Source organism: Roseibium algae (assembly GCF_037783265.1).
Lineage (GTDB): Bacteria > Pseudomonadota > Alphaproteobacteria > Rhizobiales > Stappiaceae > Roseibium > Roseibium algae.
In genome coordinates, this window is record NZ_JBAKIA010000002.1 from 164,640 (window position 1) to 176,748 (window position 12,109).

Genomic DNA, 12,109 nt, shown 5'->3' on the forward strand with positions numbered 1-12,109 from the left:
CTCCTTATGGCACGTTTCTGTCACCCTTGGCGCCGACAGGCAGCTTCAAGATAAAGGTCGCGCCTAAGCCAGGAGCACTCGGTCCCAGCATGAGATCTCCACCATGGTTTTGCGCAATGGATCGCGAGATCGCGAGTCCCAATCCAAGACCTTTCTGTTTTTTCCCAGAAAACGCCTTGAACAGTTCCGGCATCATTTCCGCTGGCACACCTGGGCCAGTATCACTCACTCGAAACTCAATAAACCCATCCTTCAGGCCAATATCCACTTTGACGTTCTGAGACTGTCTCCCAACGATGGCCTCCCGTGCATTTCTCAACAAGTTCACGAGCACCTGCCGGATCTGGACGGGATCCAGGGCCAAGGGCGGCAACTGGGGCTCAATGGAAACGGAAAACACCGGTCGACATTCATCGCTCCCCAGTTCGATGAGTTCAATGCACCCCTTGGCGAAAGCCTCAATTTCAATCTGCTCGCGCTCCGGCTCTTTTCTTTCAACCATTTGCCGCATGCGCTGGATGATATCTCCAGCACGCTCGGCCTCGTTCATGGCCTTCTCGATAACGCTGAGCATCATCGGGTCCAGCGTATCCTGAGCCCCGGCCTTGCGGGTCACAGATTGCAAATAAAGCAAAATGGCCGTCAAGGGCTGGTTGAGTTCATGAGCAATCGCTGCTCCCATCTCATCCATGGCACTAATGCGCGTCATGTGAACCAGCTGCGCCTGAGCCCGTGCGAGCCGCCCCTCGACAGACTTGCGCGAACGCAAATCGCGCAGGATGCCAATAAATTGTCGCCCCTCCGGGGTCGAAGCCTCACCGACAGACAGCTCAACCGGAAATTCGGTACCGTCCTTATGACGCCCACGCACCTCTCGGCCAATGCCGATGATCTTCTTCTCTCCGGTGTCGAGATAGCGCTGAACATAACCATCATGTGCAGCAGCAAAATCGTTCGGCATGATTTTCTTGACATTGTTGCCAATCAATTCGCCAGCGGTATAGCCGAAGATTTCTTCGCAAGCTTTGTTGAAAGCCAAGACTTTGCAACGCTCATTTATCACAACGATACCATCCGCCGCAGTATCAAATACGCTTGCAAGGCGCGCTTCGGATACAGTCGACTGACGTTCGTTATTCTCCGTCGTGCCTTGTTTCATTACCCTCAACCCCAAGGCACAATATAATGCCTGCTATCTGTGGTTTAAGGATAATCACGTAGTAACATAAAGCAAAGAACTACTTCGCCGCGTTAAGCCAACCGACAATTCGCTCAACAGCTTCTTCCAAATGAGCCGCGCTGCGGGCATAACAAAGCCGCAAGTACCCTTCACCTGCCTTGCCGAACGCACTGCCGGGAGCAAGTCCAACTCCCGCACCCCGGACGAGATCCAGTGCCAGCTGGCGACTGTCTTCGAAACCATCAACACCGAAGAATAGGTAAAACGCTCCATCAGGCGCAGACAAATGTATGCGGCTGTCTTGCCCCAAACCTTCAAGCACAATCTGCCGCCCGTACTCCGCCCGTTTAATCTGCTCATCGAGAAACCGGCGACCTTCCGTCATCGCGGCCAATGCGGCCCGTTGGCTGAAAACCGGGACACCAGACGTGGAATATTGAATGAGATTTTCGACGACCTGCCCCATGACAGGTGGCACCGATATCCAGCCGACACGCCACCCGGTCATGGCCCAGTTCTTGGAAAATGTATTCACAAAGAGGATCTTGTCCTCGTCATCACAAAAGTCATAAAATGACGGTGCCTGGCCGCCTGCCCCGTAGCAGAAACGACCGTACACCTCGTCGGCAATAATCCAGAGATCTCGCTTGCGGGCTTCATCCAGAATATTGCGAAGCACGCTCTCTTCAGCGACCCAGCCAGTGGGATTGCATGGAGAATTCAAAAACAAAGCTTTTGTGCGCGGTGTGACCGCAGCAAACAGCTTTTCGATATCCAGCGTCCAACCACTGTCCGTAGAATCCATCGCAACGGGAACAGCCTTGGCTCCTATGATCTCGACCGCAGCCGCCAGATTTGGCCAGGCTGGAGAAGGATAAATCACTTCATCCCCGCTGCCTGCAACGCATTGCACCGCGATCTGTATCGCCTGCATTCCAGACCCGGTTACGAAAAAGCGTTTTGACGAGAAATCACGCCCGTAGAGGCCTGAATGATACCCAGCCAGCGCCTCGCGCAGCTCAGGGATTCCTCGCTGATAAGTGTAGAAAGTTTCGCCATCATCCAGTGAGCGTTTGGCCGCCTCGCATATGAAAGCCGGGGTCGGGAGATCGCCTTCACCAACCCATAACGGGATCAGATGCTCAACATCCCTTGCTGCGGTAATCACTTCCACAATTCCGCTTTCAGGAGCGCTACGAGCTGCAAGCCTCAAGCCATCTACAATTTTTGACACTCAGTGATTCTCCGACATGCATTTTCACCACGCTCATCGATACAGCCAGCCTGCTGCAAATACACATGAAAGTCTGTGACACACACATCAGCCACAAGAATAAACTGTCATTGAGAACACGAACGCCACCTCAACCGCAAGACCAATAGACAGGCCCGGCGGCATGTGATCCGATTGCTTGAGTGCCGAAGCGCATAACGCGAAGACAAGGCGCGACAGTTTTGGCATTTTGAGAAGGAGGATACCGCCCGGACATGCTGCATGGATGGCTCGTGATACTGGCCGCAGTTGGATACATCCTGCTGCTTTTCGCCATTGCCAGTTATGGTGATCGCATGCCGCGCCGCTTCACGCCCGGACGACGTGGCAGACCATTCATCTATGCCCTGTCTCTATCGGTCTATTGCACGTCGTGGACGTTCTACGGATCCGTTGGAAGTGCCAGCCGCAGCGGCATTGAGTTTCTGACGATCTACATTGGCCCCATGCTTGTGTTCGCCCTTGGGTATCCGATCCTGCGACGCATTATCCGCCTTGCGAAGGCAGAACGCATCACCTCCATCGCCGACTTCATCGGCGCGCGTTATGGCAAGAGCCAATCCGTCGCCGCCGTTGCCACGATCATCGCAGTGATCGGAGTGATCCCCTACATTGCCCTGCAGCTGAAAGCCGTTTCCCAGTCGATTACCACGATGATCGGCCCCTTGACGCCCACTGAGGGAGCTGGATACTTCCCGGTCTTCGACGACATCACCTTACTGATTGCCATTGGCATGGCCATTTTCACCTGGTTGTTCGGCACGCGGCATATTGATGCCACCGAACATCAGGAAGGCCTCATGCTGGCCATTGCCGCAGAAGCCGTCGTCAAGCTTATTGCCTTTTTGGCCGTCGGTATCTGGGTGACTTACGCTCTTTACGATGGCCCCTTCGATCTCGTACGCGCAATCTCCGGTGCACCGGAAGTCACGGCGGTTTTTGAGCAGCCTGTTGACTACGGCAACTGGCTTGTGATGACCATTCTGTCGACCTTCGCCGTCATCCTGCTGCCGCGCCAATTTCATGTAACTGTGACTGAAAACAACTCAGAATCCGAGCTACGCCGGGCCGTCTGGCTGTTCCCGCTCTATCTAATCCTGATCAACCTGTTTGTCGTACCTATCGCAGCTGCGGGCCTGTTGCGGTTTGGTCAGGACATCAATCCCGATACGTTCGTTCTTGCCCTGCCAATTGAATATGGCCAGCACTGGTTGGCGCTTTTTGCCTTTATTGGCGGCTTGTCAGCTGCCACTGCCATGGTCATCGTGGCGACCGTTGCGCTGGCAATCATGATTTCAAATGATATCGTTGTGCCTCTGATCCTGCGCCGCCGCAGTGAAGACGAGATCGTTGCCGTCAGCGGCAAGGATATGAGCCGCCTTCTGCTGAATATCCGCAGAACAGCAATTTTTGTGATCCTGCTGCTGGCTTATGCCTATTACCGCACAGCGGGCGATACGGCAGCTCTGGTTTCCATCGGACTGCTTTCCTTCGCGGCTATCGGTCAGTTTGCCCCTGCCTTCGTTGGAGCGCTGGTTTGGCGCCGCGCCACCGCCCGAGGCGCGATCGCCGGCATGGCCATAGGCTTCGGGCTTTGGTTCTACACATTGCTGCTCCCGACGTTTGCCGAATCCGGTTTGATTTCCAACACGATTCTGGTCACCGGACCTTTGGGTCTTGAATTCCTGAAGCCACAATCTCTCTTCGGCCTTGAGCTGGACCCGTTCATTCATGGCGTTACATGGAGTTTGCTGGCCAACCTCATCTTCTTTGTCCTCGGCTCTTTGACACGGCAACCAGAACCTGCGGAAAAGCTTCAAGCCAATATTTTCGTGCCGGTCGACCTTGCTCCGGCCCCAAGTTTGCGACTTTGGCGCACCTCTGTGACAAGCGGCGACCTACGAGCCACCATTGCGCGCTACCTGGGCGAAGAACGCACAGACAGATCCTTCAATCGCTATGCGCGCGAAAGAGGCATTACACTCGACCCGGATGCGACGGCCGATGCCAACCTGCTGCGGTTTTCCGAGCAACTTCTGGCGAGCGCAATTGGCGCGGCATCCTCCCGGCTGGTGCTGTCCTTGATGCTCAAGCGGCACGACCCTTCCACAAAAGGTGCAGTCAAGCTTCTGGATGATGCATCAGCTGCCATTCAATACAATCGTGACTTGCTACAAACCGCGCTGGATCAGGTTCGCCAGGGCATCGGCGTGTTCGACCGCGATTTACGGCTGATCTGCTGGAACCGACAGTTCAGAGACCTGTTGGGATTGCCCTCAGAATACGGCCAGGTCGGAACAACTCTCGACGCCATCATCCGCTTCAATGCAGAACGCGGCGAACATGGTGTCGGATCAACAGAAGCTATTGTCTCAGATCGCCTGGAGCGGCTTGTCGTCACTCAGGAAACCTTTCAAGAACGGTTGGTCACGTCCGGTCTCGTGCTGGAGGTCAGGATCAGCCCAATGCCTGGCGGCGGGATCGTCACGACCTACACGGACATCACAGAACGGGTAATGGCAGAAGACGCACTGGCACGGGCGAATGAAACCCTTGAGCGCCGGGTCCGCGAGCGCACAGAAGAGTTGACGCACGTCAACAAACAGTTGGTCCAGGCGACCCATGATTCAGAAGAAGCCAATATCGGCAAAACCCGTTTCCTCGCAGCTGCAGGCCATGACATTTTGCAGCCCTTGAACGCTGCCCGTCTGTACTCATCTGTGCTGGTTGAAAAGCTTAAGGGCGGAGAGACCGGAGCTCTGGTCGGCAACGTCGAAGCAGCCCTTGAATCCGTGGAGGACATTATTGGAGCCGTTCTCGACATCTCGCGACTCGACACCGGAGCATTGAAACCAGAACAGACAATTTTCCGTCTCGACGTTCTTCTCAATACGCTTGAAATGGAATTTGAACCCGTTGCTAAAGAAAAAGGCCTGGTTCTGCGCTTTGTCCGAACAAATCTGTCTATTCGCTCCGATCGGCGTCTGCTGCGACGGCTGCTGCAAAATCTGATTTCGAATGCAGTAAAATACACAGAAACCGGCAAGGTCCTCGTCGGGTGCCGTCAGCGCAATGGCAAAGTCTTTGTAGAAATCCACGACACCGGCATGGGTATTCCGGCGACCAAGCAGAAACTGGTGTTTGAGGAATTCCGCCGCCTTGACGATGGCATGCGCGTTGCCAAAGGCCTTGGACTTGGCTTGTCCATCGTAGAGCGCATTTCAAATGTCCTGAAGCATCCGGTCCAGCTCACATCCGAAGTCGGAAAAGGTTCGTGCTTCCGGGTTGAATTGCCTCTGGCGGCCTCTGTTCCGGTCGAAACCGCAGCCCCAGTCGCCATACCCGTTGCAGGACAACTGGACGGGTTATGCGTGCTGGCGATTGATAACGAACCGGATATCCTCAACGGCATGCGCCATCTTTTGGAGAACTGGCGCTGCGTTGTCATCACAGCCAAAGACGATCTCGAAGCGATGCAAATGTTGGGGCCTATAGGCAAAACGCCAGATATTGTTTTGATCGACTATCATCTCGATCATGGCACCGGTATCGACGCTGTGGTTCGACTGCGGTGGAAATTTGGAGCCGACCTGCCCGCGATCCTGATCACCGCAGATAGAACCCGTGCAGTGCGCGCAGAAGCTGCTGAGAAGTCCATCGACATGCTCAACAAGCCCATAAAGCCTGCGGCCTTGCGCGCGCATCTTGCCCGGTGCCGGGCAGAACTCTCTGCCGCCGAGTAGCAGACAAGCGTCAAAACAGAGGCGACGGCCAGAAGGACATGCAAAGGTTTTGCGCAGCGCAAATAAGAGCGCGCAGCATGTTAAACTGCGGGCTGACTTTCATTAGTCGCATTTCCTATCTGCCGCCACTGCCCTGCTTCGATTTTAGCGGCTGCAATCACCGCCTGGGTCCTGCTCTCAACACCCAGCTTTTGCAAAATGGCGGACACATGGGCTTTCACAGTGGCCTCTGAAACCGTCAGTTCATATGCAATCTGCTTGTTCAACAGCCCTTCCGACAACATCATCAGAACCCTGACCTGCTGAGGTGTCAAGGTAGACAGCCTCTGGACCAGGTCCGCACTGCCATCATCAGCGGTCAGGTCAACCTCAGGTGGCGTCCACATGTTACCGTCCATCACCGAGGCAATTGCTTCCCGGATCACCTCGATCCCATGAGATTTGGGAATAAAGCCCGAGGCTCCGAATTCAATGCAACGCCGGATCGCCTGCGCATCTTCATTCGCCGAGACAATAACAACCGGGACACTGGAATACTGAGCGCGCAGATACATCAGGCCGGAAAAACCACGCATACCAGGCATGGTCAGATCCAGCAGGACAAGGTCAACATCGCCTTTGACCTCCAGCTTGGCTGTCACATCCTCAAGCGCCCCAGCTTCCTCAATGCGGGCATCAGGATACTGTGTCTCAAGAGTCTGCTTCAACGCCCCGCGAAACAATGGATGGTCATCCGCAATAATAAAATGAAAAGCTGTTGTATCCGGCAAACTGATTTCCTCCCTATTAGGCCGAAGCCTTAACCCTGCAGAGGATACCCTCACAGCAGTACGAGCTCTTTGCAAAGCTCAAGCATCATGGCAATGACGGGCAACTTCTTGCAAGTCTGCCTTCATCCCTCAGCATGATCTGCCACATCCCCAAACATTGCATCGCCGAATAAATGCCCGAATTAACAAGTTCAACCCTGACAAAAGTTTCGGTAGTCTGTTTTATTTAACAGCGTTTTTCCGTTTTGCAGATTCTTCATCTTGTTAATCTGCCAGAATTGGCCGCACTGCAACCAATTTGCGAGCTGGCGTGCTCAAACAGCTCAGAAAGACGTTAGGCGCCGATATAATGCATGGTAATTGAACGCTGGTGCCCGCGTGTTCGATGTTCAACAAGATAAATTGCCTGCCATGTGCCGAGATCAAGCTGCCCTGCAACAACCGGAACTTGCACACTAACACCCGTCAACATTGCCTTCACATGAGCCGGCATATCATCCAGCCCCTCCAGATGATGACGATAATTGATATCCTCAGGGGCCAGGCGGTGAAGCGCATCCAGTAGATCTGCCTGGACATCTGGATCAGTATTCTCCTGAATAACAAGCGATGCAGATGTATGTCTGAGAAACAGAGTTAAAAGCCCGTCTCCGGCACCGTTTTCCAACAACCATTCATTGATTGTTTCAGTTACCGGTTGAAAGCCAGCTCCGTCCGTCATGATGACGATCCGACCCATCAACTGACGGATTTGGCCAGCCTCGCTATCTACGGTCCATACACCCACTGGTTTCGATGACATTCTCTATTTCTCCCGTAGCCTCAACGCCAGAAAATGCATTTTCATGCTCCCGAGCCCTAAACCCTTCAAAGCAATTTAAGCGTCTTTCAGACGTGCCTTCAATGGCTAAAACGCAGCAACAAAAATCGAAACCGTCTGTTATTCAAATACTTGAGAATCATCTTTCACGAAATGCCATGACCTGAACACAGTCTGATGTTTGGGGTTCCTCATAGCCGGACAGTATCGGATCGTCAGTCTGAGAACATATAAACTCACATGCGCCAATCTACCGCAGCGGAATGCAATCTGCAGTTTCTCGACAGTTAAGCTGTGTAGGCATTAATACTAATCTCGTCTTATTGACCGCGATTTCTACAAATCCTTGGCCCAATAGATCTTTTGAATTCATGAAACACCAATAGGCAATCGAATAGATGACGGCTCAGGACACGCTATTTTCATTTGTCAATCGCTGGGAATGCGATGAAAATGATCACCTAAATGTTCAATTTTATTTCAGCCGTTTCGAAGAAGCGGACCGTCAATTCCGGCTCATTAGTGGCTTGAGCGACGCTGTTGTAGGCGCCCGGCGTGTAAGACATGTACGTTACCACAAGGAATTGCGGACTGGAGACCTGATAACGATCCGGTCCTGTGTTGCTTTCGATGGCCCTCACATGCTGACGGTTGTTCATGAAATGCATAACACAAGCACCGGAGAGCTCTCCGCCACTGCAATCGACGGCTACGAACCGAGCTCTGTGTCGGCCAAAATTCTGAGGTCACGCTTCAAAAACGTGCTGTCGCCAATGCCTGATGAGGCGAGCCCTCGCGGGATTTCAACATCCCCAACCGGATCTCGAGCCGCATTGGACGGACTGCTAGCTGCAGGTGCTGAAATCTGCTTCCGCGGAACGGTTCTTCCTCGTCATGTATGTTCAGATGGGCGTGCTGATGACGGATTTGCCCTGTCAGTCTTTACAGATGCCGTGCCGCATGTCTGGCAAAAAACCCCGATGACACATGCCTATATGAGCGAACGCAATCTTGGCAGGGTCGCTGTAGAGATGAAACTGACCTGGGTCAGCCCGCTCAAATCCGGCGACATGTTTGTCATCGTGAGCGCACCAACCAGTGTGAATTCCAAGACGATGAACATCCGACATCATCTTTACGAGAGCCAAACCAAGCGTCTTTCCGCCATCTGTGATGTTGTTGCTTTGGTGATGGATTTGGAAACACGCAAATCAGTTGCTCTTCCTGAAGAAGCTGCCAAACGCATTCCAAGACTTATTCTGGACTGATAAGATAGCGCCTCACTATTTGGTGGGGCGCTCGAACTCCCCCTTGAGATCCTTCATCAGCCCGAAAAACCGCCGCATGGCCTTTTCCGAAAACTGAAGCATCTCATCCAATTGCTTTTCATCTTCATTGGAAAGTTTCGTCGGGCCATCCTCAGACTTTTCGCTCACGCCGGGCTCAACCGGTTTGGCTGAAATCCCTTCATCTGGAGAGGCGGGATTAGACTTCTTTGTCTGCGGTTCGGCGCCCTGCGCGCCTTGATCGTCCAAGACATTACCGCCGGATCTCTCCGCTTCCAGCTCTTTGATCCTCGCATTCAAACCATCGACCTCATCAGCGAGCGAAGCGATCTCGGCCTGATAGGCTTCTTCAGCCAGCGGGGCCGGAACACATCGCCAAATTTGGTTGGACTTGCTGCAAAAGCTCACGCTTCCGGCCTCGCGGTCAATCCTCAGAATATCCTCACCTGACTTCACCAAAGCATATCGCTTGTCGGCAGGTACCTGGCCTGTCGTCTGACCGGAGGGCGTTGGTGCTTCTGCCTGCCCTATAGCGCTGCTTTCAGAACTGCCAGCCGGGCTGATTGCTTGCGCAAAAGAAGCAGACGCCATGAAAGATCCGCAGACACCTGTTCCCAGAACCAAGACGACAGCAATCCCTGAACAGCTGAACCGTGTTACATCCCGCATTGTCTGTATCTCCGCAAAGCTCATTCCCACGAGCATCTCTGATTGATCAGAACCTTATCAGAGCACTCGGGCTTTGAGATGGCCAAAGCAAGATTACGGCGATGAAAAATCTGGAAAACGTTTTCCGATTGAAAATACTGTAAGGACCGATGGCTTTAGCTCAGGCTGCGACGGAGAGATCATCGCTTTCGACCTTCGACAAGATCTCCATGCCCATTCGATCTTCACGAATCCAGGCCACAACGCACTTGGATCGGGATCCGTCCTCATGTTGAACAATCACTTGCGCCTTTTTAGAGAGCCCTGGCACTGACCTTGCGCCCAAACCATTCTCAGAAACATCGAACAGAACGCTGTCAAATTCGCCATCTTGCGTCATAATTTTCACAGGCTCTCCATTAACCTGTTTGCGTATTGCCCGGCGACGCTCCTCAACATCAACCGACATGTCTGCGAGAAATGTCTCAACCGCCTCACGCAACTCAGTTGAGATGTCTTTTACTTCTCTGGAAACACGATCAACATGTAATGCTTCCTCTGAGGTGTCGTGAATCGCTCTACTCACCTCGACAGCACCTTCAACTGTTTGAGCCGTCCCATCAGCTGCCTTTGTAATTGAATAGGAAATCTCTTTAGTCGCAATGCTTTGCTGCTCAACCGCAGTGGTAATTGCCGTCGTTACATCCTTGATGCTTTCGATAGAATCGGAGATCTCACGTATCGAGCTAACGGCGCTGCCAGTCAGATCCTGAACGGACACGATCTGTGAAGAAATTTGCTCGGTTGCCTTCGCAGTTTGGTTGGACAGTTCCTTGACTTCTGCTGCAACAACCGCAAATCCCTTGCCTGCATCACCGGCCCGAGCCGCCTCAATGGTGGCATTAAGAGCGAGTAAATTCGTCTGCTCGGCAATGTCACGGATCATCTCAACAACGGCCCCAATGTTTTGCGCAGCTGCTGCAAGACTGGAAACATTTGAGTCCGTTGCATTGGCGACCGAAGTTGCCGTGCCAATGATCTCGTTTGCGCGGCCGGATTGATCCAGAATTTCATCAATAGCACTGGCCATCTCCTCAGCAGCAGATGCAACGGTCTGCACGCTGGTCGACGATTCAGCTGAAGAGTTCTGGGCTGCCTCGGCTGCATGGGACGCTGAGGTCGCAATTTCAGAAACCTTGGAGGCAATCTGTATCATTGCACCTGTTTTATCGGCAACTGATGCGTTCACATTCTCAATGACTTCACGAAAATGCAAGATAATCGCCTTTACGTGATTTTGCCGCGATGTTTCGCGTGCTCTTTCCTCGACCGCATCGTTCTCGAGAGCCAGACGCGCCTTGGCATTGTCCTGAAACACGACACCGGCACGGGCAAGATGCCCAATCACATCAGAGCGCTCGGTCATCGGCATGACGAAATCAGTGTCTGAGTGGGATATACGGGTCAGGCAGGTCCGGATTGCATCCAGTGCAGATATAATATTCCGCATTTGCCAGACACTCATCGCAACAGTGAGCAAAACGATCAGGACGCTGGTCACCGCAATTTCGTAAACACTTCGCCAGGCCGCTGCTTCCAGAACAGAAGCGCGTGCCTCTGCCACATCTATGAAGTCCAGAGATGCCGCTCTAATCTGGTCCAGACGTTCTGTTGCCGTGCCAAACCAGACTGAACCATCGATGCCTTGACCATCTTTTGTTTCAGGCAGAGTGCGCAACACGCTTCGCCACGCTTCCACCTGCTCAACGGCAGGGCCTGAAACCACTTGATCAAATTTACTGACTTGCGCTGAATTTGCCGTTTCGCGGAACTTGCTCAAGTAAGCGCGCTCAACAGCCAAACGATCCCAATAGGCCAAAAAAAGCGGGTAGCTGACGTTACCATTCATCCCAGCACCAGTGAAAAGCCGGCCTCCAATTGCGCGTTCCAGTCCTCCAGCCTCTTTAGCCTCCACCAAATAGTAAAAAGGCATCATGGAATTCACATATTGAGAATCAGGGCTTGCCTGGACTGCGACTTGCACAACGTTCAACAACTGACGAATTTCGTTGGAGTAAAACTTGAGGTTTTCTGCACCTGTGACGTCCTTGCTATCCACCCGGCCGCGGTGGGCAGCGATATCCTCCAGCCCCTTCAGTGCTGCTTTTATCTCCTTTTGCTGCACCTGATTGGCCAAGGTCATATTTTCTACATAGCTTTTCAAATGCTCGACCGCTGCATCTGACAATTGTCGCTGTTCCTCGACAAACTTACGTGGTCCGTCAGCATTCTTCGAGGCAATCAGCACAGCTGTTCTGCCACGCTCTTTTTGAAGCTCATGCAAAACGCCTTCGGAACGTTTAGCCACTTCAGCGACAGGAAGAAGATC

8 protein-coding genes are annotated in these 12,109 nt (G+C 53.0%); 2 read left to right on the top strand and 6 right to left on the bottom strand.

All coding sequences use genetic code 11. The annotated features are described in order from the left end of the window. Positions 1–4 precede the first annotated feature (4 nt). The gene (locus V6575_RS04465) at positions 5–1,159 is read right to left on the bottom strand and encodes a two-component system sensor histidine kinase NtrB (protein WP_340272897.1); all 1,155 of its coding nucleotides are present in this window, start codon (positions 1,157–1,159) and stop codon (positions 5–7) included. Positions 1,160–1,238: 79 nt separating this feature from the next. Then, a complete protein-coding gene (locus V6575_RS04470) occupies positions 1,239–2,414 on the bottom strand; it encodes a pyridoxal phosphate-dependent aminotransferase (protein ID WP_340272898.1) in 1,176 nt (391 codons plus the stop codon). 254 nt (positions 2,415–2,668) lie between these two features. Here V6575_RS04470 and V6575_RS04475 point away from each other — a divergent pair, with 254 nt between their 5' ends. Beyond that, positions 2,669–6,196: a PAS domain-containing hybrid sensor histidine kinase/response regulator gene (locus V6575_RS04475; RefSeq protein ID WP_340272899.1), complete on the top strand. Its 3,528-nt coding sequence runs from the start codon at positions 2,669–2,671 to the stop codon at positions 6,194–6,196. An 80-nt stretch (positions 6,197–6,276) separates the two neighbouring features. On the opposite strand, the gene V6575_RS04480 is transcribed toward V6575_RS04475, so the two are convergent. Together V6575_RS04480 and V6575_RS04485 are read right to left on the bottom strand one after the other, a co-directional pair. Beyond that, positions 6,277–6,972: a response regulator gene (locus V6575_RS04480; protein WP_422785526.1), complete on the bottom strand. Its 696-nt coding sequence runs from the start codon at positions 6,970–6,972 to the stop codon at positions 6,277–6,279. A 328-nt stretch (positions 6,973–7,300) separates the two neighbouring features. After that, complete coding sequence (locus V6575_RS04485; protein WP_340272901.1) at positions 7,301–7,768, bottom strand: secondary thiamine-phosphate synthase enzyme YjbQ; 468 nt, start codon at positions 7,766–7,768, stop codon at positions 7,301–7,303. 659 nt (positions 7,769–8,427) lie between these two features. Here V6575_RS04485 and V6575_RS04490 point away from each other — a divergent pair. Then, positions 8,428–9,054, top strand: a complete 627-nt coding sequence (locus tag V6575_RS04490) for an acyl-CoA thioesterase (protein WP_340272902.1) — start codon at positions 8,428–8,430, stop codon at positions 9,052–9,054. Between the two features lie 15 nt (positions 9,055–9,069). Here the strand turns inward: V6575_RS04490 and V6575_RS04495 are convergent, their stop codons facing one another. Next, positions 9,070–9,741 (bottom strand): hypothetical protein, encoded by a 672-nt coding sequence (locus V6575_RS04495; RefSeq protein WP_340272903.1) that lies wholly within the window; start codon positions 9,739–9,741, stop codon positions 9,070–9,072. Between the two features lie 160 nt (positions 9,742–9,901). Beyond that, positions 9,902–12,088 carry a methyl-accepting chemotaxis protein gene (locus V6575_RS04500; protein ID WP_340272904.1) on the bottom strand — a complete coding sequence of 729 codons (2,187 nt, stop codon included), beginning with the start codon at positions 12,086–12,088 and terminating at the stop codon, positions 9,902–9,904. Positions 12,089–12,109 lie beyond the last annotated feature (21 nt).

What these genes read in the sequence shown, in the direction of transcription:
- V6575_RS04495 (WP_340272903.1), bottom strand. Translation starts at nt 9,741, where the DNA reads ATGCGGGATGTAACACGGTTCAGCTGTTCAGGGATTGCTGTCGTCTTG.
- V6575_RS04465 (WP_340272897.1), bottom strand. Translation starts at nt 1,159, where the DNA reads ATGAAACAAGGCACGACGGAGAATAACGAACGTCAGTCGACTGTATCC.
- V6575_RS04490 (WP_340272902.1), top strand. Translation starts at nt 8,428, where the DNA reads ATGCTGACGGTTGTTCATGAAATGCATAACACAAGCACCGGAGAGCTC.
- V6575_RS04485 (WP_340272901.1), bottom strand. Translation starts at nt 7,768, where the DNA reads ATGTCATCGAAACCAGTGGGTGTATGGACCGTAGATAGCGAGGCTGGC.
- V6575_RS04475 (WP_340272899.1), top strand. Translation starts at nt 2,669, where the DNA reads ATGCTGCATGGATGGCTCGTGATACTGGCCGCAGTTGGATACATCCTG.